The following is a 24,634-nucleotide window of genomic DNA, read 5'->3' as shown; positions in this document are numbered from 1 at the left end:
TGCATTATCAGCGCCCGCGGTCAGTGAGGAGCGCATCGGGAGAACCGGCTGCACGATTTGGACTGTTGGTGGAGCGGATAATCCAAAGGGCAGCGATCAACCGTCATCACGATCAACACAAATCAAATAATTATCGCTGGCGATTAACCGGCGGCGACAGCGCAACGGGATGAGTGTCCAAAATGGACGCTTTATCACGAGACGTCGTTAGGATCTGATGTTACCAGCAGATCGCGACCCGAGCTTTCTTCATGCGGCGGATCGACGGCGGCCCTGGTAACACCCAAAAGGTGCGCCTGGGCCGTTCCGCGTTGGCTACCGCTTCTGTTCTGGTGGGCAGGGCGATTGGAAGTGGCCGGCACGGGCCGCCCGAATTTCAGAGTCAACGGGCGGCCCACCCAGGGGTTCTGAGTATACAACGCAGTGCGAGAACGCGGCTCCGAAACCCGTTCCGTGACCTTTGGCGTCGTGTGCAGGTGTAGTTCATCATCCCGAAAAGCATCAAAGACCTCAGCACGCGGGACTATCGTGATGCCGTCGGCAAGGTCGGCAGTAATCACAATCGCAAAGCGATATTCTCTGTCGTCTATTGGCACAGCCCGTGTGAAAACGCGAAGACGGTTGAACGGCCAACGTTGATCTACGTCAACGTCTTTAAAAGGCGCTCGTTTCTCAATCAGCCGTGCCACGTTTTACGGACAGGAGCAGTGAAATGAGTGTTCTTTGGACTATCATCATAGGGTTCATTGTTGGAGTGCTTGCCAAGTTCATCATGCCCGGCGATAAAGCTGAGCCAAAGGGCTTTATTCTGACCTCTGTTTTGGGAATAGTCGGGGCATTCGTCGCGACGTACCTTGGCCAGGCTGTGGGATGGTACAAAGCCGGAGAGAGCGCCGGCTTCCTCGCTAGTGTCGTCGGCGCAATAATTCTGCTGTTCCTTTATGGCATTGTGATCGGCAGGCAAGGGCGCGCCTAGCGAGCGCGAGATGCTTCGGACCTCTCATAACACTTGCCCGAGGCGCACGCAGAATCGTTCAGCCGACGTGCCAAATAGATCGCCCGACAACGTCTGAAGGTCGTCTGGCGAACTATCTCCGCTGTGGACTTTCGCAGCGTTGGTGGGGCCATGGGCGACCATCATGCATGGCGGGGCCTTCGCAAAGACGCCGAAAAACTTGCCGTTTGAACTACGTGTGGTATCGGCTTCTGGCCGCCTCCGACCTAGCCAGGTGTCCGCTTTTGTGCTGCTGTTGGGGCGAAGCGGTCTACGCGCCTATATAGAAATCGGGACGAAAGAATGCGGCAGATTCCGTTGGGAGCTCGAGGAACAGCGACATTGCGGGTGCGACCCGAACATCTTGCCGACCGATTCAAGGACGCCATATTGCCGCAAGTGCTTGCGACGCCCGTGATGATTTTGATCATGGAGAACGCCGCGCTCAATGCCATCAGACCGTTCTTGGATGCAGGTGAAAGCGCGGTCGGCACTTCAGTAGATGTACAACACTTCGCCGCCACGCCCGTAGGCCACGAGGTGTGCGCGACGGCTGAGGTAATCAACGTCGAGGGAAAACGAGTTGACTTCAAGGTGTCGGCAAGCGACGGCATAGAGGAGATCGGCAGCGGAACCCACCAACGAATTGTGATCGATCTTCGTTCGTTCAACGAGCGCCTTGCCAAAAAGGGAACTCCTAACGCAACGGTCGGCTGACATTGCGGCCAGCTCTTGACACAACAGGTGCCGTGCTTGAGCGCCTTGCGATCGGAAGAGGGGCAAATCGGGTGCGACCAGAAGGCGAGATTAGCGTGACTTCTCAGTGGCAATATCAGGTTAGGTTCGACGTGAACGATTCTGCTACGGCGGAATCGATACGCCGAAAACCCCGTGATCCGGCACTAGCGCCGCTGTTCGATATCCTCGCTGAGCATCGCGCTGCGCTGAAATGCCAGTTCGATGCCTTTGCGGAGTATGTCGCCGTAGCAGAAGAGCAGGGCGTCGAAAACTATCCGCTCTACCAGTGGACGAAGGCGACGATCGAGAATCCGGCGAAGAAGGAAAGGTATTTGAAATCCTTTACACTCTACGTGGACGACCGGGAGGTCTATGCCAAGGACATTGCCGAAGCGCTGGAGGCGGATTTGCAACCGCTCGCCACTAGGGGGCTAATCACGCGAATATCCAAGTACGATACCAATCCCGCCAACAATCCTCAGCCGCCGCAGCGCCTCCGCGAGCGGGGCTAGCTCGTCCGCAACGCGCGTGAGACTCCCGGCGCGGCGGAGGTCGTGTCGCGATTCCGCGCGTATGGCTATGAGCCTGTCGGCTTCACCCTTTATGCCAATGCCGCTGTTCAAGTTTGGGCCCGAGCCGTGGAGGAGGTGGGCTCGCTGGATCTTGCGGCGGTGGTCAAGGCCATGCACGCTAGCCAGTTCGACACGGTCTTGGGGCAAATCGGCTTCGACAAGAAGGGCGACGTCACTGGTTTTGAACCGAGGCGATGGTACGTGTGGCGAGCAGACGGCACATATATGCCAAGCGGCAGAAGAACGAGGCGATTTGCGAGGCTCTCACGCGTGCCAACATGCGGTGCCGACCAAGACGGTCGAGCAACAAAGCTGTCTGATGCTTCATCGGGCGCGCATCGCTTCATCCACCAGCAGGCTGCCGTGATCAACTCGATCCGCGTCTATCTCGCCGAATTCGGGATTGTCGCCCCTGTCGGGCGCCGCGGTGTCGAGCAATTGCTGGAAGTCGTCGGCCGATCCAGCCGACTGCCGGCTCCCCAAGGGTGGCCCGTACGTGTCTTGCTGCTCTCGGCCGTCAATTGCGGGCACTGAAGGCCAAAATCCTGGCGTCCGACCGACGCATCATTGCCTGGCATCGATCAAGCGCGACGAGCAAACGGCTGGACGTGACTCCCGGCGTCGGGCCTGACAGACTTGGCTGATAATGTCCGTTGTTGAGGGCGCAAAGCCGACCTCCCGGTTGAGCATCTGGACTTCTCAGTTTGACCCCAGCCGGAAGTCACGTCTTTGAGTGACGGTCGGTGTCCCTCGATCGGTTTCCAGCATTCAGGAATCAAACGTTTCGATGCCCTCCTGCGTGAGCCCCGCCTGCTGCGCCACCAGTAGGTTCGGTCAGGTGTGCCTGGTTAGCGCCGGCGCCCGCCCGGCACTGAGACCTTGCGGCGCACCTTCGTGTGCGGCACGTGCGGGTCAACTGCCCGAGCCACGGAGGCGAAGTGCGCTCGCACGATCTCGAAGGCCCGCTCGACCGCGGGCACGCGTGTGCGGCCGGCGCGCTCGACGATGCCCAGGGTGAGTGGGATGTTCAGCGGCGGGTTGACATCCAGTCGCACCAACGTGCCGGCGCGCAGGGCCGTGACCACCGAAACATCGGTGCCGGGGGCGATGGCATCGCTGGAGGTGAGTAGCGTGAGCACGGTGGACGCGTCGTTGGTATTGACCGAGAAATGATCCTGCAGGGGCAGCGACAGCCCGTAGAGCGCCGCCATCTGCTCTAACAGTGCCTCGTCGGCATAGCCGGATCCAATGAGCGGATAGGTCTTGAGCGCCTCGATGGTAACCTTCGCCCGCCCGTCGAGCGGATGGCCGCGACGAGCAAACCAGCCGAAGTTGCAGCGGTAGACGGGCTCGGTCCGCATCTGGCTGTCATGCGCCACCGAGCGGATGTCGCCGATGAAGAAGTCCAGATCTTCGCGGCGCAGTGCGGCTAGCAGCGCGTCGGTGCTGTGCACCACGGTGCTCAGCCGCAGTCCGGGCACCTCGGATAGCAGTTGCAGGAGCATCGGCGCCATGAGCGTGCGGGCGATCGACGAGCCCATGCCGAAATGGAGAGACCCCAACTCGCCGCCACGCATAAGAGCCAGCGAGCGCGCACCTTCCTTCTCTTCGAAGACGATGCGTCGGGCGCGCTCGGCATACATCAGCGCATAGGGCGTGGGCCGCAGGCGCCGGTCCTGGCGGTCGAACAGCGGCACGCGCAATTCGTCCTCCAGCGAGCGTAGGCTGCGCGACAGCGCTGGCAGGCTGAGGTGCACGACTTCGGCGGCGGCACTGAGTGTACCGAGGTCCATGACGGCAAGAAAGTGACGCAACTGCCGGGTGTTCATGAAGGGCCATTTGCAGGTTATGCAACTAAAATGCATTTAAATTGCAATTTACGCAATCTAATTTGTTTCCTAGGCTCGGCGCAAGCTTTCGCCATTGCCTTGGAGCCATTGCCTTGGACATGACCTGCAGCGTAGCTCCCTTCAGCCGCCCACTCGTGGTCATTGCCGCCGATCGGATCGATTGGCACGGCCATCCGGCACATGCCGTGCTGCACGGCTATGTGCGCGCGGCGTCGGAGTGCGCGGGCGTCATGGCGCTCGGTCTGCCCGCCGAGGCAGGAGCATTCGACGCCGACAGCCTCATCGACAGCATTGATGGCCTGCTACTCACCGGCAGCCCTTCGAACGTCTCGCCCGAGCACTACGGAGCTCCAGCCCTGCCCGAAGAGGTACTACTTGATCCGGCGCGCGATGCGACCGTGTTGCCGTTGCTGCGGCGACTGGTGATCGCCGGCGTACCCATCCTGGGCGTGTGCCGCGGCTTCCAGGAAATGAACGTGGCCTTCGGTGGCACCCTCGATCCGGCGGTGCATACGCGCCCCGGTCGGCTCGACCATCGCGAAGGCGATCACACGCGGCCCATCGAGCGCTGGTACGACGACAGCCACGACATCGACATTGCGCCCGGAGGCGTACTTGCGGGCTTGCTCGGCGAGCGTCGCGTGTGTGTCAACTCACTCCATCACCAGGGGATCGACCGGTTGGGGCAAGACCTTTGCGTCGAAGCCACGGCACCCGACGGCCTGGTGGAGGCCTTCTCGGTCGCGGGGGCGTCGGCCTTCGCGCTGGCGGTGCAGTGGCATCCCGAGATGCGCATCGACGACTGCGCTCTGGCACAGGCCATCTTCATTGCATTCGGTGCGGCGTGCCGCCAGCGGCAGTTGCGTCGGCTGCGTTCCGTCGCCTCGACACTGGTCTCAACGTGAACCCTTTCAGGAGAAGACATGCACGATAGCTCATCTCGGGCCCTCGATCTCTTCAGCCCGACCTATGCCATGGCTCGCGGCAAGTTTCTGAGCGCGGCCAGCGCCCGCGGCTTGGCGGTGGACAGCAATGTGCTGGGCCTGCCCAGTGCTGAAGGGGAGACCCTGGCCATCGACGTGGTGCTGGACGGGCCGGCCGACGCATCGAAGATGCTGATCGTGCTCAGCGGCGTGCACGGGGTGGAGGGCTTTTGCGGCTCCGCCATCCAGACCGGCCTGCTGGGTGAGGGCGCACCAATGCCCGCCGGCACTGCCGTGCTGCACGTGCACGCGATCAATCCCTACGGCTTTTCGCACCTGCGACGCGTGACGCAGGAGAACGTGGACCTCAACCGCAACTTCGTCGACTTCTCGAAGCCGCTGCCGGTCAACGCCGGCTACGCCGAGATTCATGATTGGCTGCTGCCAGCGACCTGGCCGCCCGGAGCAGACACGGAAGCTGAATTGGCCGTCTACGGCCGGCGACACGGTGCCCGCGGCCTGCAGCGTGCCATCGGTCTGGGCCAGTACGACCATGAGGACGGCATGTTCTTCGGCGGAAGCGCGCCCGCCTGGAGCAACCTGGCCTTCCGTTCGATCCTGAAGCGCTACACGCCCCACGTGCGGCAACTCGCCTCGATCGACATCCACACCGGGCTCGGACCGCACGGCGTTGGCGAGCGCATCTTTGCGAGCTTCGATCACGGCGTGCTGCCGCGCGCCAGGCAATGGTGGGGAGAACTGACCGACGTCCACACCGGCTCTTCGACCAGCATTCCGATGACCGGTCCCATCCAGACCGCGCTGTTTGAGGAGTGCCCGCAGGCCGAGCAAATCGGCATCTGTCTGGAATATGGCACCTATCCCAGCGATCGGGTCACGTCCGCCCTGCGCGCCGAGCACTGGCTGCACCGCCGCGGTACGGCCGACCCGCTGCTGGCGCAACAGATCAAGCGCAACCTCAAAGAGGCCTTCTACCCCGATGCCGACGACTGGAAGCACAGCGTCTGGCGTCAAGGCCGCGAGGCCTGCTTGCAGGCCATCGAAGGCCTGCAAGCGGACTGCCCCGTCGAAGCCTGAGTGGCTCCTTGTCCATCAAACCCGCGAGTTCTCATATGAACGCCACCACCCTGACTTCCTTTGTCGCACCGCAGGGCGCCACAGTTGTTCGCGACGGCGCGATGCCCGAGGCCGGTATTAGCCGTACGGCCGTTGCCGCTGCGGTGGCTGGCAACGCGCTGGAGTTCTATGACTTCGTCATCTACGCCTATTTCGCCGTGTACATCGGCAAGACCTTCTTCCCGGTGCATGGCGAGTTCGGCAGCCTGCTAGCGGCGGTAGCCACCTTTGGCGTCGGCTTCTTCACGCGACCGCTGGGCGGCGTGCTGATCGGCGCCTGTGCCGACAAGACCGGGCGCAAGCCGGCGATGATTCTCACTGTCGCGCTGATCACCATCGGAACCCTCGGCTTGGCCGCCACGCCCAGCTACGCCAGCATCGGCATGGCAGCACCCATCATCGTGGTGCTATGCCGCCTCCTGCAGGGCTTGGCGCTCGGTGGTGAAGTAGGACCGGCCACAGCCTTGCTGATCGAAGCTGCTCCGCAGGGGCGCCGCGGCCTTTATTCGAGCTGGCAGATCGCCAGCCAGGGTCTGGCGGTCGCGGTGGGTGGCATCTTTGGTGTGACCCTCTCGCTGCTGCTGTCACCGCAAGATCTGGCGGCTTGGGGTTGGCGTGTGCCCTTCCTGGTCAGCCTGCTGCTCGTTCCTATCGCCATCTACATCCGTCGAAGCCTGCCCGAAACCCATGCCGGCGCGGACGAGCGCAGCGGAGCAGCCATCGTCGGGTCGGTGTTTCGCGAGCACAGGAAGATCCTGATCCTGGGTGTGTTGGCCACTGCGTCGACTGCAGTAGCCTCGCAAGTGGGCAACTACATGGTGACCTACGCGGTGCAGGTGCTGAAGCTGCCGGCGGCACTCTCACAGGTCAGCGTGCTGATGGGCGGAGTAACGACCTTCGCTTTCGCCCTGGTCGGCGGCGCGTTGTGCGACCGGTTGGGGCGCCGGGCCGTCAACTTGCTGCCGCGGCTGGCACTGATGCTGTTGATCGTGCCCCTGTTCGTGTGGCTGTCTGGGGCACCGGGCGCTGCGACCCTGCTGACGGTGACCGCCGTGCTGGCGGCATTGACCGCGATGTTCGGCACCGCGGGACTGGTGCAGGTGCCCGAACTGCTCCCCATCGCAGTTCGCAGCACAGGCCTGTCGTTGGTCTACGCCATCGGCACCTCGATCTTCGGTGGCACCACCCAGTTTGTGGTGACCTGGCTGCTGGCGATCACCCACGACCCGATGGCGCCGGCCTGGTATGTGGTGGTCATGAGCGCGGTGAGTATACTGGCGATGTGGATGCTACCGGAATCGCGCAATATCGACGTGAAGCGTTGACTCGGTCGCCGCGCCGGTGAAGGCGAAGGACCGCAAATCGCCGAGCGGATCGGGCGGTTCGCCGACTCAGCGTCGAACGCTTCCAAAAGAATCAACGTCTGGAATTGACCGTGCTTGCTCCACTCCGCCGGTTTTGTCGCGCACCAGCGACCGGGGATGATGGTCGGAGAATGTGGCGTCCGCTGTGCTCACTGGCCTTTTTCTTTCCCTTTCTCCGCCTTAGAGCGAGCTTAATACACGATAGTGTTGAATGAGATGAGGAAGCGCAGCGCGCCCCCTTGCGCTGCAAGGGAGGCACGTTGCGTCGGGTCGAGCAAGCGTTTCGTACCGAATTGCCCTTTCAGGGCACGCTCCGTCGCATGCTTGTTGCTGCCGCCATCATCGGCCCTGTTGCACTAACGCCGGAGATGAGTTCGGCCGAAGGCTTGCTCGATTTCTTTTTCGGCGGCGGCCAGAAGCAGCAGCACCAGACCTCGCCTTTCGGCAATGTTTTCAACACTAATCCGCAATCACCGCCGCCGCGGCCGGTCGTTGTAAGCGCGGGACCTGCCTTCTGTGTGCGCAGCTGCGACGGCAAATATTTTCCGCTGATGCGCGGCGCTGCCTCGCCAGCGCAAATGTGCCAAGCTTTCTGTCCGGCAAGCCCGACCAAAGTTTTCTTCGGCTCCAATATCGACAACGCATCTGCCGCAACCGGCGAACGCTACGCCGATAGCGAAAACGCCTTTGCCTACCGGAAGGCGCTGCGCGCTGACTGCACCTGCAACGGCCGCAGTCCCGCCGGCCTTGCGCCAGTCGATCTTGCGCTGGATGGCTCGCTGCGCCGGGGCGATGCTGTCGCCACCACCGACGGGCTCGTCGCCTATAGCGGCATACGGCTCGGTAACGACCAAACCCCGGATTTCACCCCGCTGGTCGCGCCGGCGCGAGCCGACATGGCGGCAAGCAGCGCGCCAAATTCCGAGGTGCCCCGCGCGCCACTGCCGGCGACGAGAGGTCGACCGTAGGTGAATTCAACTACTGCATAGAGCCCGCAGAGCACAGGGCCCGGGCAGGGGGCGGATGTTCGCTTTGGGTCGGCCCATAGCGGACATAGCAGCATCGTCATCTATGTTGAAAGGCCCAACCATGCGCTCGTTCGATCAGCCTGACCGGCGTTGCGATAGGTTGATTCTTCAACAAAGCGCCTCATCAGATGCCCCGCAAAGTCGCCGGGAATCTTATTGCGCGAATCACAGCAAACAGAGCCCTTCATACGGCCTCGGCCATGTGTGGAGGTGCGGTCTAGAATCTGGAAGCGCAGCGACGCGAGGTCGCACTTCCCTAAGTCACGTTTTGATGCCGTACTCTGCCTCGGCCAAGCCTCAGCAAACGGATCTGGAGGCAAATCATGGCGGAAGCGCTTGAAGTCGAGATATCTGCCTTCTTCAACAAATACATGGAAACGTTCGCCACCTGGGATGGTGATCAAATCGCCAAACTCTACTGCGCTCCCTGCATCACCATGCGCGGTGACGGGTCGATACATTGCTTTCAGTCACGTGACGAGATTGCGCGGTTCTTCCAAGGAGTGGCCGATACCTACCGACGCGAAGGGGCCGCAAGTGGAACTCTGCACGATGTAGTGGCCGTTCCCATAGGCGAACGCAGTGCTCTCGGAACTGTAACGTGGAAAAACCTCCGACCGGATGGAAGCGTCACAAGGCAATGGCGGCAGTCGTACAACCTTGTTCGCTTCCCCGACGGCTGGCGCATCCTTGCCACGACATTTCACCTAAGCGGGGTACCGGGCTAGCGATTTCCGCTAATGGAATGGTCCGGCCGTACTCCGGCCCCGCCAGCGAAGGCCGGACCATACATTGGGTCAAAAGGCGACATCAGTCAGCGTCATCGCCATGTCCGTTTTAGCCCTCGAAGGCGGACATCACGGACGTCAGATCGAATGTCCCAGAGGGGGAAGGACGGACGTCGCCTCGGGGCGGGTGGCGCACGCAACCGGGCGTCAACAACCCGCATTCAAAGGTTCGGTCACCTCACTCGCAGGACGACGCGTCCTTGTACGCTTCGATCCGCAATGGCAGTCATCGCGTCCGCGGTCTGCTCAAGCGGAAGCACGCGGTCAATGCGCGGGTGCAGCTTGCCCTCGGCGACCCATCCCATGATCGTGTCCGCTGCGCGCGCCCTTTCGTCGGGAAACCGCTCGGCCCAGGCGCCAGTAAACGCACCCACAATCGAATAATTCTTCAAGAGCGGCAAGTTCATTGGCAATGAGGGAATCTCGCCACTGGTGAACCCGATCGGTATCAGCCGTCCGTTCCAGCGCATGAGACGCGCAAGCGTCCCGAAGAGGGGCCCACCAACATTTTCAAAGCAGATATCGAGACCCTCGCCATCTGTTAGAGCTTTCACTCGCTCGCGCACGTCCTCGCTTGAATAGTCGATAACCTCGTCTGCGCCGTATTCGCGGACGACAGACGTCTTGGTGGCGGAGCCAACGGCGGCGATGACCCGCGCGCCGAGCAAACGGGCGAGCTCGATGCAAGCCAGGCCAACGCCGCCGGCGGCGCCTGTCACAAGTATGGTTTCGCCGGCCTGCAACCGGGCACGATCGACCAGGGCATACCAGGCCGTGACATAGCCGTGCTGTATTGCTGACCCAACAACGAAATCTGCATTTTCTGGAAGACGGGCGCTGAACGAAGCCTTGGCGGTCATGCGCTCCGCGAGACTACCGAACCAAGCCCCGCAGGCGACCCGATCACCGGGAAGAAACCGCTGAACGTTTTCGCCGCAGGCGACGACAACCCCGGCGGCGTCCATTCCCGGTACATAAGGGAGAGCTGGTCGCTTCTGGTACCCACCGCAAATCATCAAGTAATCGGCGAAGCTGACGCAAGCCGCATGTACGTCGATCAAAACCTCATCCGCCTCAGGTTGAGGTTCGGCCGCCTCACCGATGCTCAACGCCTTGATCCCGTGGAAACCGTTGCAGAGTACCGCGCGCATGTGTTCCTCCGCCCTCCGTGGTCAAGCCTTCCGGCAGCCGCGGCTCTCTATGTCTTTCCGAGCTGAACCTGCCGATCAACGACAATCCAGGTGGCACGGCCGACTGCAAGCAGGTTCTCCTCTTCACCGAACAGCGCCGCCTCGGCGATGAGACGCCGGCCTTCACTGCCGGTCTGCCAGGACGTCACCACGCATCGCTCGCTTGGGCGCGGTCGCCGTTCGATGCGAGCGGAAAGACGTCCGAGCAAGATCGGTAAACCGTTGAAGCCGCCGGTCTCTCGGTCGTATGTGCACACGTAGCCCGTCGGACAATCCAGCGCGGACCACACGAACTCAGGAGCAACCAGGCCGTCAGCGGCGGCGAGCGAGGGGTCGGGCGTCCAAGGCACAGCGAAGACCACGCTGTCATCCTGCCGGACGAGCGGCCCGGCGAAAAGGCGCAGGCCGTCGCCCGGTGCCCGGTCGGGCCCGCATACGAAGCACATTGGCAATAAATGTTCGTGCGGCTTGACCGGTGTACGCTTCTCGGCCTCGACGGCCGCGGCGTACGTCGCCCTCTCGAGCCGGCTCATGTCGAATGTGATCGCACGCCCGATCGCTATTGTCGCGGTGCCCTGGCGCAGCTCCCATTGATCTGCCCCAAGCGCGACGACGTCAAGCTCCGTCTCCAGAGGCGGCGGGGCACGCAGAGTGACCTCTGCTGCACCGGGAATGTGGCGTGCCAGCATCCCGCAGACATATCCGCCGTTACCTGAATTCGGTGGACCACGAAAGCGGCGCGCGATCGTCATCGTCTGCATGCCTTCCTCCTCGCGATAAGAAAGGATTGCGGACACCGGGTTATCCTAGACGTAGGTCGGGGTGGCGACCCAAAAGTTCAAAGCAATCTCCCAGCTTCGCCTCGGAGACCGGGCGCGTCGTGCTGACATCCCATTGCTGTGGTTATGGGTCAAACCAGTAAGGCGCAGGTCGAGCACAAGACTTGTGCGTCACCCCGAATACCCGACACTTGAGCGGACATCGTCGATGGACGCTTCGGGCCGGAAGGGGACCTGGGTGACATTAGGCCGCACTGAGATTTGATTACAATCATACGAGAGTGAGCGATCTTTTCCTTTGCCGACCCTAGTAAGCTCGTAACGGATTGACCGATGACCAGCTTGTATTTTGAGGAAGCCGAAATTGGCGATAGGCGCAAGGCTGGCCCCTATCTTGTCTCCAAGGACGAAATCATTCGGTTCGCTAAGCAGTATGACCCACGGCCCTTCCACGTCGATGAGGAAGCTGCTGCGCGTTCAGTCTTTGGAGGACTGTCGGCATCGGGTGCCCATACGTTCGCGATCTTTATCTCGTTAACGAGCAAACTACAGCCTCCGCTTCGTGTCCTTGCAGGAATGGGGTGGGATGAACTGAGGCTGCCGAACGCAGTACGACCGGGGGATGAACTCGATCTCGAATCGATCGTTTTGGAAAAGCGCGAGTCGAGATCGAACCCCGATCGGGGAATCCTTCGCGACCAAATCCGCTTGCGCAACCAAAGGGGCGAGACGGTGTTGCAGTGTTTCAGCAACATTCTCGTTGCGCGACGACCGGATGCGAAAGCATCGGCGTAAGCCTTGAAGCAGCCTTGAGGGAAGTCCGGTTCGGGCGGCAGAATAGCAGACATCTCCCAAAGCGGCGCGGCGCATGACCGCCCCGGATCAAAACCGGCAATGCTCTCATTGAGCAGAAAACTTCCGCTCAGACCCCCAAAAAAAGGACGTCCGCGCTCTAGAATTGATTGCCGCGTACGCCGGATGCTCGCGGTTCTTCACCTTGACCGGTATCGTCTGCGCGATGCTCGGCGGCAGCTTTACAGGGCACGTTAATGCAGAGTAGCCTCGGCTATCACGACGGGATATGCCGCAAATCACCGTTCGGGTCGGTAACGTGGGTGCCTTCGGCAGGCACTATTCTTGAAGCAGGCCGCCTTTTTTGTCGGTCTTTCTATTCCAAAATGCATTTCATTGGCGCGTTCGCCCGCGCGCGGGCCGCGCCTTCAACCTATTTAGGGGAAGATGCCATGAGGCGCACTCTGATATCAGCAGTAGCTCTCGCTTTCCTTTTGACGTTGCCTCGGCATGCGCCAGCGCAAGACTTCGCCTCTCAGCTCGTTGGTGTGTGGGGCCTCAATAGCCAGTTGCGCAAAGAAGTAGCGACGGGCGCGACTCTAGCGACCTTTGGAGAAAAGCCAACTGGCTACATCATCTTCACGCGGGGCGGGCTCCTTACGTTTGTCATTGTCGGGACCAACCGCAAGGCTCCCGCCAGCCCCAATCTGACGGATGCCGAAAGGATTGAGTTGTTCAAGACGATGTCATTCGGCAGCGGGACCTACAAGGTTGAAGGCAACAAGGTTGTGACGCGCTACGATACGTCGTGGCACCAGCTATGGACCGGACGAGATTTATCGTCTCAGGTCGAGATACAGGGCAAGACGCTGACGATTACCACCGAGCCGTTCAAAGCCGCGGTTGATGGCAAGGAGGTCGTCGTCAGCACCATTTGGGAGCGTGTCGAGTAGCGCCTTCATTCGAACGCGCGTCAAGTCCACAAGCCCAGTTACTAGCGGCTTAAGCTTGGCTTGGAGAGTCAGGTTTGGGTCACAGGCCCGTCACCTGGGCCCGTTCGCCGGGAGGGCGATGCCATCAATGCCGATTCGTGAGACGCGATAGAGCTATCGGCGCGGACGAAGCCGAACTACCGGGCCCAGGTCACGCCGCCAGATTGTTCCGCTATCGAATTGAACAAGCATGCCGTCGGGCGAATAAACGGCGCTTTGATCCAATGACTCAATCCAGATGCGATTTGCCGGCCATAATGCATCCGGCCATGCCTTCGACGGCTGACCGGCTTCAGTCAGTAGATTGATTTCGGCACCGTTCTGCGTGATGTGAGCCGGCAGATTTCCGCGACACATCTGAATGCATTGGTAGACGCCAGTCAGATTGATGGGCTGCGCCGAGCTTGCGGTCGCAACAAACGCCGTCCCGATGCCGAAGAGAATTGACACCCACTTCATAGAACTCTCCTTCTTCGAGAACTCCACTAACCGGGGTCCAAGATAGGAGAGGGTCGGGCGAAAAGCGAATCAGTTCGGGTTGTTTTTTTCGTCGGCTATCGGGGTGTGGAACGACCGGAACAAACTGGGACACCGCGTAAACCTGCTAGGCGGCACCGCGTGGCCTATGCGGCTCACTCCAGAACCTCATATGCGAACGCCACGCCCTCGGGGTCGTTCTCCTTGAACCATTTCTCGTCCCCGACTCAGGCGCGCCCTCAGCGGGGCAATTCTGCGCTTGGCGGAGGTGCCCTAATCGTCTGCGCTGGCACCGCGTACTAGCTCTGAAAGAAGTAGTTTGGCGATCATTTCCCGCGGCGACGTTCCGATCTGAGTCGCTTTGGCGCCGAGCACGGATCGTACCTGCACCACCGACCCTTGAACGAAATATGTTCCGTGGTGCGCGACACCGCAGACCGTGATGGTGACGGTCCTTACTGGATATGGTCCGCTGCTCATGATTCTGAAGCTCGGTCGGCCCCAGTTGGAATCCAATCGGAACGGGCGAACGAAAGCAACTCCCGTTTGGATTTCTAAGCACTTGGCTTTCTTATCCACAGTGCCAGTCACGCAACACCGCTGGGACGCTACTCGTGATACGTTCTACGAGCATCTTCACGATGCTTCTCCCTGGAACTTCAAGCCCGTCGCGAATGGCGGGCTTCGTTTGTAGCTCAACAGTAAGCGTGCGAGGAACTCTGCTGCGTGCCGGCGGGCGTAATGGGAACGTCTCCGGATCCTTCCCGTTGACCCATCGGTCTTCGTGGAGAACTTTGCCATGGACGACGATTACAAGATCATGCGCGAGCCGGAACTTTGGATAGCCGCTGCGGTCAGCTGCGGTCCGGCGGTTCTGATCGGCACCCTGATGATCATGTCACTTGTGCAGTCGCGGCTAGGCTGAGCATGAAAGAGGTCGCAAACTGAGGCGGGCTTACTCTGCGGGCTCACTCTTAGGTCAACGATCTAGTCAGCGATCTGAACCCGGCGACGCCAGCCATTCCGCAATATGGGCGGCGGCTTCGTCGTGTCGCGCTCTCTTCAGCAACACCTCCCGCTCCGGACCTGGAGGTAGTCTGTTAGCCTGTTCGCGCAACCTTACGTTGTGAAGCCTTCCGCTTGACAATGGCGTGCGAGGCGATGCCCTTCAATATCTTCTATGTGAAGACCCGGCGGCACGTCCGCATGCACCTCACCCTCAAAAAGGAGACCACCCGACCACCGGGCGCTAACAGCCTGCAGCAGCAGGAACGCTTCGACGCCTTCCTCCGCGAGTTCAACGCCGAGCGTCCACACGAGGCCCTCGACATGAACTGCCTCGCCGAACGCTACACCGCCTCACCGGGTGGCTATGCCGGCCTGCCGGAACCAACCTATCCGTTCCACGATCGCGAGGTGCTCGTCACCGCCTGCGGACGTCTCTGCCTGCATCGCAAGCGGATCGACCTCTCCACCGTGCTGGCCGGACAAAAGCTCGGCATCAAGGAGGTCGACGACGGCATTTGGCTCGTCAGCTTCATGCACTATGATCTCGGATATTGCGATCTGGAGCAGAAAACCTTGCAGCCCCTCGACAACCCGTTCGGCACGAGGTTGTCACCCATGTCTTAGGTACGTTCCGTTACCCATCTCTCCGGGTCGGACAAGCTTGCTTGGTGAGCTCGGAGGGACTCGAACCCTCGACCCCATGATTAAAAGTCACGTGCTCTACCGCCTGAGCTACGAGCTCACTCACCCAAGCATCTCCCCAAGAACCTTCCGATGCGTGCAGGTCCCGGATCATCTGCCGGTCCGCGCTGTGTAGGGGGCAGGGCCCATCGGGTCAATAGCGCCGGCGGTCCCAATCGCGTCGCCCCGCATCAAGGAATTCCCGTCGCGCGACTGGCGCTTGGGGTGGCTTGTTGAACCGGTCCGACCCGCCTGTCCGCCGCAGTCCAAGGGCTGGGGTCAGCCGTCCCGCCGGATTTCCGAAGTGACCGGTTGGGACGGGGCAGCGACCGATGGCAGGCTGACCGGGCGCAAGCCGATAAGTTCCGCCGTCCGCACCGCGCTGTTGCGCCAGAAGGCGAACTCGTTGATGCGCGAATTCTCCAGGATCGCGATCGCGACCGCGGCCAGGAAAGGCAAGCTTTGCAGCACCAGCACGCCCGCGAAGATATAGATCTCGCGCACCTGCTTGAAGCCGTTGGTGGCGATCAGCACTGCCGCGCCCACCAGGAGCAGCACGCCGATCACGGCCTCCCAGAATGCCTGAAACTCGATCGACATCCGCGACAGGCCACCCTTGGATGTGCGCGCGAAGGCAAGATGCTCTGTAATCAGGCCCTGCGCCACCGCGCGCGACACAGTCCACTGCACGCTCATCGCGGCGATCATGGCGCCCAGCATTTGGCCGGCCTTGATGTTCACCCTGAGACGATAGAGTGCGACGAAATGCACCAGCGACACGATGAAGGAGGCGATGATCGGCAGCGTCAGGATCTTGTCGGGGATCGCGATGTCGGCAAAGGCGACGATCGGCACCCAGATCAGGTTGAGGATGGCGACCACGACGCCGAGGCTCTCGGCACCGAGCCAATTGAGCCAGCCCAGCGAGAATTCGCGGCGCTGATCGGGCGTCAACCGGCTTGCCTTCGGCAGGAAGCGCCGCCAGTGCTTCTTCACGATCTGGAAGCCGCCATAGGCCCAGCGATGTCGCTGCTTCTTGAACGCCTCGTAGGTATCAGGCAGCAGGCCCTCGCCGTAGCGCACATTGGTGTAGTGCGTGAGCCAGCCCTGCTGCTGGATGGTGAGGCCGAGATCGGTATCTTCGCAGATCGTGTCGCTGGACCAGCCGCCGGCTTTGTCCATCGCGGCACGGCGGATCAGGCACATCGTTCCGTGCACGATGATGGCATTCGCCTCGTTGCGCTGAACCATTCCGATGTCAAAGAAGCCGGCATATTCGCCGTTCATGATGTAGTGCATCAGCGAGCGGTCGCCGTCGCGATGCTCCTGCGGCGCCTGCACCAGGCCGACGCGCGGATCGGCGAACACCGGCACGAGGTCCTTGAGCCAGTCCGGATGCACGACATAGTCGGCGTCGATGATGCCGATGATTTCGGCATCGGCCGCGGTGCGGTCCATCGCGATGCGCAGCGCGCCCGCCTTGAAGCCCTGAACTTTCTCGGCGTTGATGAACTTGAAGCGCTCACCGAGTGCGCGGCAGTGGTCCTGGATCGGCTGCCAGAATTCGGGATCCGGCGTGTTGTTGATGATGCAGACGCATTCGAAATTCGGATAGTCGAGCCGCGAGACCGCATCGAGCGTCTGCTTCAGCATCTCGACCGGCTCGTAATAGGCTGGAATATGGATCGAGACCTTCGGGAACGCGACGTTCTCGCCGATGGCGGTCGGCGCAAGCTGCGCGCTCCGGTTGATCAGGCGGCGGGGGCCGCGGCCGAAGGCAACCGCCGCGATCTCCTCGATCCTCGCCATCGCGATCAGCACCAGCGGAACCAACAGCACGAGGCCAAGGCCGAGCGCGAAGGCCGAGCCCCAGACGAAATAGTGCGTGTTCCAGTAGGAGAAGACGGTCGCGACCCAGGCGCCGACGCCGTTGGCGGCCGCAGACAGTAGCAGCGCCTGCATCGGAGTCGGCGACTCCAGCCGCAGGATCGGCAGCGACATGAAGAGTCCGACAAGGACGGCGATCGCCGCAAGTTTCCAGTAGTCTGGATTCACGATCGGGCCGGTCCAGGAGAATTTCGGCTCACGGTCGGCGTCGAGAATTCCCCAGTAAGGGCCGACGCCGCCTTCAAAGAACTTCCACGGCTGATCGATCGCTTCGACGATGTTGTAATCCATGCCGATGGCTTCGGCACGGGTGACGAAGTTCCGGAGCACGGAAGCCTGCCGGAACGGGCCGGGCTCGGCGTTGCGCAAATTGTAGCCCTGGCTCGGCCAGCCAAACTCGGCGATCATGATGCGCTTGCCGGGGAACAGGTCGCGCAGCAGGTTGAAGCGGTCCACCGCCTGGTCGACCGCCTGCTTGTCGGTGAAGTTTTCCCAATAAGGCAGCACGTGGGCGGCGATGAAGTCGACGGAATTGGCGAGCTGCGGGAAGTCGCGCCAGATGTTCCAGATCTCGCCCGTGGTGACGGGAACGTTGACCGACTTCTTGACGCGCTTGATCAGTTCGATCAGGTCGTCGACCTTCTGCTCGCCACGGTAGATGGTCTCGTTACCGACAACGACGCCGATCACGTTGCTGTTGCGCTTGGCGAGGTTGATCGCCGCATCTATCTCGCGGTTGTTGCGGTCGTCATTCTTGTCGATCCAGGCGCCGAGCATGACCTTCAGCCCGAACTCGGCCGCGATCGGTGGGACCAGCTCGACACCGCCCGTCGAGGAATAGAGACGGATCGCGCGCGTCATCGTCGACAGCCGCTTGAGGTCGGCGCGAATCCGTTCGGCCTGCGGGATGTTGTCGACGTCCGGGTGCGAAGTTCCCTCGAACGGTGCGTAGGAGACGCTCGGCAACATGCCGTGGAAATCGGGCGCCGACTGCTTCTCCTGGAACAAACCCCAAAGCGCGGCGTGGGTGGCGGTGACGAGCAACAGAACGGCGACGACGGCGCGCATCGCGGTTAAACCATACGGGGCCAAGATTGAGGATAAAGCGAACCCGTCCCCTGGGTTCGACCGAACACGCCGGCAAGTGTAAAGATATCTCTACCGCGCGATTAAACAACTGGTACGGCGCCGTGGCGTTTTGAGGGCGTAAGCTGCTCCCGCTGCGAAAAAATCCGCCGCCGCGCCATCGCGCGATACCGTTATTTCGCCGGTTGTGCGGGCGACGCCGAGGGAGCTGGCGCAGGCGAGGGCGAGGCGGCCGGTGCGGGCGCCGCATTGCCGGCTGTCGCTGCTGTCGGCGCGGGCGAGGCCGCCGCGGCGGCCTGAGGCTGGGCGCCCGGGTTGATCCAGCAGGCATGGATGCGGCCATCAAGGCTGCGCGGCACCTTGTCGTCGATCTGGGCGCCAAACCGGGTCAGGCAGCGGAAGGTGGCCTGGACGTGGCCGCCCGGGCAGCCGAAGCGATCGTAGAGGTCGAGGTGGCGGAAGGCGGTGTCGAGGTCGTCGAGCCACATCAGGCGGACGACGCGACGGCCAAGCCAGACGCATTCCGGGTTGCCGGCCGGGCCGTTGATCACCTGTTGCGCCTCGACGAATTCGTCGGTCTTGCGCTGGTTGTTTTCCTTGGCAGCGTTGGCATCGGGCGGATTGCCAGACTGCTGCTTGGCCTGGTCCTGTGGATTGGGCGTGCCGCTCTGGGCGTAGGCGCCGCCGGCTCCCATCAGGAGCGCAAGGCCCGTTACGGCGAGGCGGCGCAAAACACTATTCTTCAACTCAACCAGCCGTCGACGCATGCATTCCCCGATAAATTGGTGCCCGAAGACAATTTCGACGGCCCGCGTGATGCCGTCCAAATAGGTCTCCAGTGCGGCGGAGACGCTGGTGGAATCCCATGACCGGAATTTTGGATTTTGTCCAGCAAACTCACAACTTTATCGCTCCAGCGCAAAACTGTCGCAGGACATCCATGGTATTGACCAATTCCCGCTCTTGGCAGACGGGCGCTGACCGGCTAATTCGACGGTCCCCCGGAGGATGGAACCGATTTCGCTTCGTACGCCGCTGGCGCTTCTCCCGATATCTCTTTGTGTAATCGCAGCTGTGTGGTGGTGGCTCGCTACGCCGATCTCGCTTGCGCGCGCCCCGATCGATCCTGCCGCAAAGCTGCAATGCGTGTCCTATACGCCGTTTCGCGGTGCCCAGACGCCGCTGGAGCCTGGCACTCACATCCCGGTCGAACAGATCGAGCAGGACCTGACTGATCTCGCCAAGGTCACCGACTGCGTGCGCACTTATTCGATCGAGAACGGTCTCGATCAGGTGCCGGGCGTGGCGGCAAAGGCCGGGCTGAAGGTGATGCAAGGCATCTGGCTCGGCAGCAACCGCTTCAAGAACTTGCAGCAGATCGCGATCGCCGTCCGCCTCTCCAAGGAATATCCAGGGGTGATCACCTCGCTCATCGTCGGCAATGAGGTACTGCTGCGTGGTGAGATGACGACGGCCGACCTCGCGGCAAACATCCGTGCGGTCAAGGCACAGGTCGATGTGCCCGTGACCTATGCCGATGTCTGGGAATATTGGTTGAAGAACCGCGAAATCTACGACGCGGTTGATTTCGTCACCATCCATATCCTGCCGTATTGGGAAGACGTGCCGATCAAGGCGAAGTTCGCCGCCGGCCATGTCGATGACATCCGCAAGCGTATGGCGGTGGCGTTCCCGGGCAAGGAGATCCTGATTGGCGAAACCGGCTGGCCGAGCGCGGGGCGGATGCGCGAGGGTGCGCTGCCGTCGCGCACCAACCAGGCGCGGATCGTCTCCGAGATTCTCGATCTGGCCAAGCGCGAGGGCTTTCGCGTCAACTTGATCGAGGCCTACGACCAGCCGTGGAAGCGCCAGCTCGAGGGCACCGTTGGTGGCTTTTGGGGCCTGTTCGACGCGGTGAAGCGGCAGGTGAAGTATCCGCCTGGCGTCCCCATCAGCAACTTCCCCGCCTGGAGGATCCAGATGGGCTGCGGCATGGTGCTCAGCGCCTTCACCTTCCTCGCGGCATGGCTGACGCTGCGGCGCAGGCCCTGGACGCCGCGGCTTTCGTCCTGGATCGCGGTCGGCGTGTCCGCGACGACGGCGGGCGCGCTGCTCGGGATCGCCGCCGACAAGATGTACTATGAGAGCTACGGCATCGGCGGCTGGCTGCTATGGGGCGCGCTGCTGACAGCGGCGATCGCCTCGCCGCTCCTGGTGGCGCATGCGCTGATCGCGGGCCGCGCGCTGCCAACCTTCCTGGAATTGCTCGGGCCGCGCGACTATCGCGGCAAGGGCGTGCTGGCGGTGCTGCTCGCGATCGTGCTGGTCGTGACCACGGTGATCGCGGCGCAAACCGCGCTCGGCTTCACCTTCGACCCGCGCTACCGGGATTTCCCCTATGCCTCGCTCACCATGGCCGTGGTGCCTTTCGCGCTCCTGACCATGCTCAACCGCCCGCAACAGGGCACGCGCCCGATCGCGGAATCCGTATTCGCCGGCCTGCTGACCATCTGCGCGATCTATACCCTCTTCAACGAGGGGACGACCAACTGGCAATCGGACTGGACCTGCGTGATGTACCTGTTACTGGCCGCTACGCTGTGGCGGGCGCGGGCCGCGCAAAACCCAGGATGAGCAGCCCGATCGCGATCCCCGATAGCACAATGTTGTAGAGCACGATGCCAAGGCCGGCGGCGATCAACCCGCCGGTCAGGAGCACGATCGATGGCCGCATCACGTGCAGCACGGCGATAACGAGCGCCACTGTGCCGAACACCGAGTTCTTGAACAACACGGTCGCGAGGGCGCGCGCCTTGCAGGCCATGGTCTGCAGTCCTGCGTCGCAGGCGAGCGCCACGGTCGAGAGCTCGATCGCGAGGTAGCGCACATAAAGCGCGTAGCCGACCGTGACGAAGCCGACGATCAGCAGGAACTGGACCTGGTAGGGGGTAAGGCGGAACGGGGCTTTCTTCATCGCAGCAATATGGTCGGGAACGGGATGCGGGACAAGCCACGTCAAAGATTAGCGAAAATGGGTGCGAAATTGGCCACAAGATGTTGCCGCAACTGATTATTGGCTATTACGGCCGAACAGCGAGGAGAATGTCGACGGCTCCGGTTTCTTCGGCTCCTCCACAGCCGGAGGCGCGGCCGCGCGCTTCGGATAGACCCGCCGGTGCTGCGGCGGCTTGCTGGCTGCAGGCGGCGGCTCGTCCGCCTGCATGGTGAGGCGCTGGCCGTCATAGATCGCGGTCTCGCAGGGCCGCTGGTTCAGGCTCAGGCCCGCACAAATCTTGGCGGCGGTGCCGGCATCGTTCAGCGGTCCTGCGACCAATCGGAGCTGCATGCCGGGTCCATTGGTCGCTTCCTTGATCACGATGATCGGCCGCAGCGCAGTCAGCGGCGCATTGGCCTTGGACTTCAGCAGGCCGCGCCAGAGCGCGCGCAAGCCGTTAACGGAATTCGCGGTACCGAGATCGACGCCGAACTCGGTGCGCTGGATCTGCGCCTGCGGTGCCGCGGCCCCAACGTCCACCTCCGCAGCCGGTGCAGAGGCAGCGGCAACATCCGGAATCGGGCTTGCCGAGACATCCTTGGTGATGGCGGCCTTGGCCGGCTCGATCAACTTGCCCGCGGTCGAGTCGGGCGGCGCCACAATCGGTTTGGCTGCCGCCAACGAGTGGGATGGCAGCGCGGCCGCCGTTTTGGCTGCATCCCTGGCGGTCGACAATCCCGCCGCCGGGGCGGTATCGGGCGCCGCCGGCCCTGCGGAGACGACCGGCTTTTCGCCGGTGGCCGGGGGCTTGTCGGTCGATACCACCGCGGGCTTGTCGGCCAGTGCTACCGGCTTGTCGGCTGTGGATGGCTTCTCCGGTGCGGTCGGCTTGTCTGATGCCGGCTGAGGGGTGGCCGCCATTGGTGCGGCGGCGGGGGGCGACGCCGGCGCGGGAGCGGGGGCCGTGGCAGGGGGATCGGCGGGAGTTGTCACCGGTTTGGGCGAAGCTGCTGCGGTCGCTGGGGCCTGCCTGGTGATCGCCCCGGTCACGGAATCAAGCCCTTGCTCCAGGCTCGAGACGCGCGAATAGAGACGGTCGCGGTCGCTGCTCAGCGTATCGATCGCGGACGCCAATCGCCGCACTTCGGTGCGGCTTTCCTTGGCGAGCACCTGCATTTGCTGCGCCTGGCGGGCGATGTCGGCGGCGGCAACCTGATCACGCTTCAACGTGAGATAGGACTGGTTGGCCACGACCGCGATGGTCACAGCGGCGACGGCGGCGACACCCCACGAGCCGAGGCGCCACAGTGCGCGGCGGTCGAACGCGTCCTCTTCGGCCAGAAAGCCGTTCAACAGGCCGCCGCCCGCCTCGCGCTCGAAATCAGCCGCCAGGTTGTCGCGATCTTTGGCCAAAGCGCCCCTGGCCCTCCTCAAGGCCCGCCGAATCACGCTGCAAAGACTAACAGGAAATGGGCCGGGAACCTGAATCCGGGCGCGGGGAGGGGCGAATCGGTTTCCTCTCCCCGGGAAAACAATTAAAGACGGCCCGGCGCCAATCCTGGCGTGTCGCATTGAGGACACTGAATGACTGTGCGATCGAGCCTGACTGTCGTGCTGGCCGCCGGCGAGGGAACGCGCATGCGCTCCGCCTTGCCGAAGGTGCTGCATCCTGTCGCAGGCCAGTCGCTGCTGTCGCATGTTCTTGCCGCCGCGGCCGCCGGCGCAGGATCGTCGCTTGCGGTCGTGATCGGTCCGGACCATCAGGCGGTCGCAGACGAAGCCCGCCGCATCCGCCCCGACGCGCAGACTTTCGTCCAGCACGAGCGGCTCGGCACCGCGCATGCGGTGCTTGCCGCGCGTGAGGCCCTCGCGCGCGGCACCGACGATCTTCTGGTCGCATTCGGCGACACCCCGCTGATCTCGGCGGACACGTTTGCGCGCCTGCGCGCGCCGCTGCGAGAAGGCGCGGCGCTCGCCGTGCTGGGTTTCCATGCCGCCGATCCGACCGGCTATGGCCGCCTCATCGTCGAGAACGGCAGACTGGTCGCGATCCGCGAGCAGGCCGACGCGAGCGCGGAGGAACGCAGGATCACCCTGTGCAATGCCGGGATGATGGCGTTCAACGGCGGCAAGGCGCTCCAAATCATCGAGAAGATCGGCAACGCCAATGCCAAGGGCGAATATTATCTGACCGATGCCGTCACCATTGTCAGGGAATTGGGATTGGAGGCCGTTGTGATCGAAACCAGCGAAGATGAAGTGCGCGGCATCAACACCAAGGCGCAGCTTGCAGAGGCCGAGGCCGTGATGCAGGCGCGGTTGCGCAAGCAAGCGCTCGAGGCCGGCGTGACGCTGATCGCGCCCGAGACAGTCTATCTCGCCGCCGACACGACGTTCGGCAAGGACGTCACCATCGAACCCTTCGTGGTGATCGGCCCCGGCGTCTCCATTGCCGATGGCGCGGTGATCCATTCCTTCTCGCACGTCGTCGGGGTCAAGATCGGCAAGAAGGCGTTGGTCGGTCCATACGCGCGGATCCGGCCGGGCACCTCGCTCGGCGACGGTTCGCGGATCGGCAATTTCGTCGAGATGAAGGCCGCGACGCTCGAGGCCGGCGTCAAGGTCAACCACCTCTCCTATGTCGGCGACGCTCATATTGGGGCGAATTCCAACCTCGGCGCCGGCACAATCACCTGCAACTATGACGGCTTTTCCAAGCACAAGACGCTGATCGGCGAGGGCGCCTTTGTCGGCACGAACTCCTCACTGGTGGCGCCGGTGAAGATCGGCAAAGGCGCCTATATCGGCTCCGGTTCCGTCATCACCAAGGATGTGCCCGACGACGCTCTTGCCGTCGAGCGCAGCCAGCAGACCATCCGCGAAGGCGGCGCCGCACGCTTTCGCGAGTTGAAGACCAAGGCGAAGACGCCGAAGAGCAAGTGATCGTCAAGACGGAGACGGTTCTGGTCAATTCATCGCGAGGAGCGCTGGCGACGAAGCGATCCGCGTCCGCGTTTGCTGAATCATGGATTGCTTCCGCCTTCGCCAAGGCTACAGCGGGCAAGTCGCTTCGCTTGCAATGACGGGCAGGCACGACTTCACCTTCTCGCGACGTGAATTGTCCGAGCCTTGCATCGTCGTTGTCGCTCTCTGCAAGCAGAGGGCGCAGGGAAAGCCGGGTGCCGATCGCACCCATGGGTCCCGTGCAACAAAAAGCACGGGGGTAGGACCACAGGTGTAACCGGAAACGACCCGGCTTTCCCTGCGCGATGGTTTACGGCTTATACGTGATCTCCTCGGTGAGACCGGGCTTTGTTGCCACCGTCATCAGCAAGAGGCGCTAGCCTCCCGCG

The 24,634-nt window shown here is 62.3% G+C and carries 21 protein-coding genes, 1 tRNA gene and 2 pseudogenes; 15 read left to right on the top strand and 9 right to left on the bottom strand.

Features of this window, described 5'->3' with window-relative positions:
• Positions 1 to 712 precede the first annotated feature (712 nt).
• The 4 genes and pseudogenes from JQ553_RS09395 to JQ553_RS09380 form a co-directional block, all read left to right on the top strand.
• Positions 713 to 976: a GlsB/YeaQ/YmgE family stress response membrane protein gene (locus JQ553_RS09395; protein ID WP_212499590.1), complete on the top strand. Its 264-nt coding sequence runs from the start codon at positions 713 to 715 to the stop codon at positions 974 to 976.
• Positions 977 to 1,297: 321 nt separating this feature from the next.
• Complete coding sequence (locus tag JQ553_RS09390) at positions 1,298 to 1,711, top strand: thioesterase family protein (protein WP_212499589.1); 414 nt, start codon at positions 1,298 to 1,300, stop codon at positions 1,709 to 1,711.
• A gap of 95 nt (positions 1,712 to 1,806) precedes the next feature.
• Positions 1,807 to 2,244, top strand: coding sequence for a hypothetical protein (locus tag JQ553_RS09385; RefSeq protein WP_212499588.1), 438 nt, complete (start codon positions 1,807 to 1,809; stop codon positions 2,242 to 2,244).
• Positions 2,245 to 2,274: 30 nt separating this feature from the next.
• Positions 2,275 to 2,838: pseudogene (locus JQ553_RS09380) on the top strand (hypothetical protein); the annotation flags it as partial.
• Positions 2,839 to 3,152: 314 nt separating this feature from the next.
• On the opposite strand, the gene JQ553_RS09375 reads toward JQ553_RS09380, so the two are convergent.
• Positions 3,153 to 4,133 carry a LysR family transcriptional regulator gene (locus JQ553_RS09375; protein WP_212499586.1) on the bottom strand — a complete coding sequence of 327 codons (981 nt, stop codon included), beginning with the start codon at positions 4,131 to 4,133 and terminating at the stop codon, positions 3,153 to 3,155.
• Between the two features lie 119 nt (positions 4,134 to 4,252).
• Here JQ553_RS09375 and JQ553_RS09370 point away from each other — a divergent pair, with 119 nt between their 5' ends.
• The 5 genes from JQ553_RS09370 (at position 4,253) to JQ553_RS09350 (ending at position 9,334) form a co-directional block, all read left to right on the top strand.
• Positions 4,253 to 5,059 (top strand): gamma-glutamyl-gamma-aminobutyrate hydrolase family protein, encoded by an 807-nt coding sequence (locus JQ553_RS09370; protein ID WP_249144127.1) that lies wholly within the window; start codon positions 4,253 to 4,255, stop codon positions 5,057 to 5,059.
• An 18-nt stretch (positions 5,060 to 5,077) separates the two neighbouring features.
• The gene (locus JQ553_RS09365; RefSeq protein WP_212499584.1) at positions 5,078 to 6,175 is read left to right on the top strand and encodes a M14 family metallopeptidase; all 1,098 of its coding nucleotides are present in this window, start codon (positions 5,078 to 5,080) and stop codon (positions 6,173 to 6,175) included.
• A gap of 35 nt (positions 6,176 to 6,210) precedes the next feature.
• Positions 6,211 to 7,539 (top strand): MFS transporter, encoded by a 1,329-nt coding sequence (locus JQ553_RS09360; protein ID WP_212499583.1) that lies wholly within the window; start codon positions 6,211 to 6,213, stop codon positions 7,537 to 7,539.
• A gap of 359 nt (positions 7,540 to 7,898) precedes the next feature.
• Positions 7,899 to 8,546 carry a DUF2865 domain-containing protein gene (locus JQ553_RS09355; protein ID WP_212499582.1) on the top strand — a complete coding sequence of 216 codons (648 nt, stop codon included), beginning with the start codon at positions 7,899 to 7,901 and terminating at the stop codon, positions 8,544 to 8,546.
• Positions 8,547 to 8,929: 383 nt separating this feature from the next.
• A complete protein-coding gene (locus tag JQ553_RS09350; RefSeq protein ID WP_212499581.1) occupies positions 8,930 to 9,334 on the top strand; it encodes a DUF4440 domain-containing protein in 405 nt (134 codons plus the stop codon).
• Between the two features lie 233 nt (positions 9,335 to 9,567).
• Here JQ553_RS09350 and JQ553_RS09345 read toward each other — a convergent pair whose 3' ends face one another.
• Positions 9,568 to 10,545 carry an NADPH:quinone oxidoreductase family protein gene (locus JQ553_RS09345; protein ID WP_212499580.1) on the bottom strand — a complete coding sequence of 326 codons (978 nt, stop codon included), beginning with the start codon at positions 10,543 to 10,545 and terminating at the stop codon, positions 9,568 to 9,570.
• Between the two features lie 47 nt (positions 10,546 to 10,592).
• Positions 10,593 to 11,381, bottom strand: coding sequence for a hypothetical protein (locus tag JQ553_RS09340; RefSeq protein ID WP_312015107.1), 789 nt, complete (start codon positions 11,379 to 11,381; stop codon positions 10,593 to 10,595).
• Positions 11,382 to 11,696: 315 nt separating this feature from the next.
• Here JQ553_RS09340 and JQ553_RS09335 point away from each other — a divergent pair, with 315 nt between their 5' ends.
• Both JQ553_RS09335 and JQ553_RS09330 read left to right on the top strand, forming a co-directional pair.
• Positions 11,697 to 12,158, top strand: coding sequence for a MaoC/PaaZ C-terminal domain-containing protein (locus JQ553_RS09335; RefSeq protein ID WP_212499579.1), 462 nt, complete (start codon positions 11,697 to 11,699; stop codon positions 12,156 to 12,158).
• Positions 12,159 to 12,412: 254 nt separating this feature from the next.
• On the top strand, positions 12,413 to 13,108 hold the full coding sequence (locus tag JQ553_RS09330; protein ID WP_212499578.1) for a lipocalin-like domain-containing protein: 696 nt from the start codon (positions 12,413 to 12,415) through the stop codon (positions 13,106 to 13,108).
• A gap of 153 nt (positions 13,109 to 13,261) precedes the next feature.
• Here JQ553_RS09330 and JQ553_RS09325 read toward each other — a convergent pair whose 3' ends face one another.
• Positions 13,262 to 13,606, bottom strand: coding sequence for a hypothetical protein (locus JQ553_RS09325; protein WP_212499577.1), 345 nt, complete (start codon positions 13,604 to 13,606; stop codon positions 13,262 to 13,264).
• Positions 13,607 to 14,423: 817 nt separating this feature from the next.
• Between JQ553_RS09325 and JQ553_RS34885 the strand changes: the two genes are divergently transcribed.
• Both JQ553_RS34885 and JQ553_RS09320 read left to right on the top strand, forming a co-directional pair.
• Complete coding sequence (locus JQ553_RS34885) at positions 14,424 to 14,549, top strand: hypothetical protein (RefSeq protein ID WP_283817231.1); 126 nt, start codon at positions 14,424 to 14,426, stop codon at positions 14,547 to 14,549.
• A 269-nt stretch (positions 14,550 to 14,818) separates the two neighbouring features.
• Positions 14,819 to 15,256: pseudogene (locus JQ553_RS09320) on the top strand (IS481 family transposase); the annotation flags it as partial.
• Between the two features lie 42 nt (positions 15,257 to 15,298).
• On the opposite strand, the gene JQ553_RS09315 reads toward JQ553_RS09320, so the two are convergent.
• The 3 genes from JQ553_RS09315 to JQ553_RS09305 form a co-directional block, all read right to left on the bottom strand.
• A tRNA-Lys gene (locus JQ553_RS09315) sits at positions 15,299 to 15,374 on the bottom strand.
• Between the two features lie 218 nt (positions 15,375 to 15,592).
• Positions 15,593 to 18,268, bottom strand: coding sequence for a glycosyltransferase (locus JQ553_RS09310; RefSeq protein ID WP_212499576.1), 2,676 nt, complete (start codon positions 18,266 to 18,268; stop codon positions 15,593 to 15,595).
• Positions 18,269 to 18,459: 191 nt separating this feature from the next.
• Positions 18,460 to 19,053: a beta-1-3, beta-1-6-glucan biosynthesis protein gene (locus JQ553_RS09305; RefSeq protein ID WP_212499575.1), complete on the bottom strand. Its 594-nt coding sequence runs from the start codon at positions 19,051 to 19,053 to the stop codon at positions 18,460 to 18,462.
• A 241-nt stretch (positions 19,054 to 19,294) separates the two neighbouring features.
• On the opposite strand from JQ553_RS09305, the gene JQ553_RS09300 reads away from it, so the two are divergent.
• Entirely contained in the window at positions 19,295 to 20,920 is a 1,626-nt protein-coding gene (locus JQ553_RS09300) for a beta-(1-6) glucans synthase (RefSeq protein ID WP_212499574.1), read from the top strand.
• Here JQ553_RS09300 and JQ553_RS09295 read toward each other — a convergent pair.
• Positions 20,880 to 21,260 (bottom strand): hypothetical protein, encoded by a 381-nt coding sequence (locus JQ553_RS09295; RefSeq protein WP_212499573.1) that lies wholly within the window; start codon positions 21,258 to 21,260, stop codon positions 20,880 to 20,882. The two genes, JQ553_RS09300 and JQ553_RS09295, sit on opposite strands and share 41 nt — an antisense overlap.
• A gap of 96 nt (positions 21,261 to 21,356) precedes the next feature.
• Positions 21,357 to 22,694, bottom strand: coding sequence for a hypothetical protein (locus JQ553_RS09290; RefSeq protein ID WP_212499572.1), 1,338 nt, complete (start codon positions 22,692 to 22,694; stop codon positions 21,357 to 21,359).
• Positions 22,695 to 22,865: 171 nt separating this feature from the next.
• On the opposite strand from JQ553_RS09290, the gene glmU reads away from it, so the two are divergent.
• Positions 22,866 to 24,224 (top strand): bifunctional UDP-N-acetylglucosamine diphosphorylase/glucosamine-1-phosphate N-acetyltransferase GlmU, encoded by a 1,359-nt coding sequence (gene glmU, locus JQ553_RS09285; protein WP_212499571.1) that lies wholly within the window; start codon positions 22,866 to 22,868, stop codon positions 24,222 to 24,224.
• Positions 24,225 to 24,634: the final 410 nt, after the last annotated feature.

The sequence above is a fragment of the Bradyrhizobium lablabi genome, assembly GCF_018131005.1.
Classification (GTDB): Bacteria; Pseudomonadota; Alphaproteobacteria; order Rhizobiales; family Xanthobacteraceae; genus Bradyrhizobium; species Bradyrhizobium lablabi_D.
The sequence above is the reverse complement of the archived record's forward strand: the minus strand, read 5'-3'. Positions and strand labels throughout refer to the sequence as shown.

Excerpts from the sequence above, each read along its gene's own strand:
- JQ553_RS09305 (WP_212499575.1), bottom strand. The coding sequence starts at position 19,053 with ATGCGTCGACGGCTGGTTGAGTTGAAGAATAGTGTTTTGCGCCGCCTC.
- JQ553_RS09295 (WP_212499573.1), bottom strand. The coding sequence starts at position 21,260 with ATGAAGAAAGCCCCGTTCCGCCTTACCCCCTACCAGGTCCAGTTCCTG.
- JQ553_RS09335 (WP_212499579.1), top strand. The coding sequence starts at position 11,697 with ATGACCAGCTTGTATTTTGAGGAAGCCGAAATTGGCGATAGGCGCAAG.
- JQ553_RS09395 (WP_212499590.1), top strand. The coding sequence starts at position 713 with ATGAGTGTTCTTTGGACTATCATCATAGGGTTCATTGTTGGAGTGCTT.
- JQ553_RS09365 (WP_212499584.1), top strand. The coding sequence starts at position 5,078 with ATGCACGATAGCTCATCTCGGGCCCTCGATCTCTTCAGCCCGACCTAT.
- JQ553_RS09360 (WP_212499583.1), top strand. The coding sequence starts at position 6,211 with ATGAACGCCACCACCCTGACTTCCTTTGTCGCACCGCAGGGCGCCACA.
- JQ553_RS09325 (WP_212499577.1), bottom strand. The coding sequence starts at position 13,606 with ATGAAGTGGGTGTCAATTCTCTTCGGCATCGGGACGGCGTTTGTTGCG.
- glmU (WP_212499571.1), top strand. The coding sequence starts at position 22,866 with ATGACTGTGCGATCGAGCCTGACTGTCGTGCTGGCCGCCGGCGAGGGA.
- JQ553_RS09350 (WP_212499581.1), top strand. The coding sequence starts at position 8,930 with ATGGCGGAAGCGCTTGAAGTCGAGATATCTGCCTTCTTCAACAAATAC.
- JQ553_RS34885 (WP_283817231.1), top strand. The coding sequence starts at position 14,424 with ATGGACGACGATTACAAGATCATGCGCGAGCCGGAACTTTGGATAGCC.
- JQ553_RS09345 (WP_212499580.1), bottom strand. The coding sequence starts at position 10,545 with ATGCGCGCGGTACTCTGCAACGGTTTCCACGGGATCAAGGCGTTGAGC.
- JQ553_RS09370 (WP_249144127.1), top strand. The coding sequence starts at position 4,253 with ATGACCTGCAGCGTAGCTCCCTTCAGCCGCCCACTCGTGGTCATTGCC.
- JQ553_RS09390 (WP_212499589.1), top strand. The coding sequence starts at position 1,298 with ATGCGGCAGATTCCGTTGGGAGCTCGAGGAACAGCGACATTGCGGGTG.
- JQ553_RS09330 (WP_212499578.1), top strand. The coding sequence starts at position 12,413 with ATGCAGAGTAGCCTCGGCTATCACGACGGGATATGCCGCAAATCACCG.
- JQ553_RS09375 (WP_212499586.1), bottom strand. The coding sequence starts at position 4,133 with ATGAACACCCGGCAGTTGCGTCACTTTCTTGCCGTCATGGACCTCGGT.
- JQ553_RS09310 (WP_212499576.1), bottom strand. The coding sequence starts at position 18,268 with ATGCGCGCCGTCGTCGCCGTTCTGTTGCTCGTCACCGCCACCCACGCC.
- JQ553_RS09300 (WP_212499574.1), top strand. The coding sequence starts at position 19,295 with ATGGAACCGATTTCGCTTCGTACGCCGCTGGCGCTTCTCCCGATATCT.
- JQ553_RS09355 (WP_212499582.1), top strand. The coding sequence starts at position 7,899 with ATGCTTGTTGCTGCCGCCATCATCGGCCCTGTTGCACTAACGCCGGAG.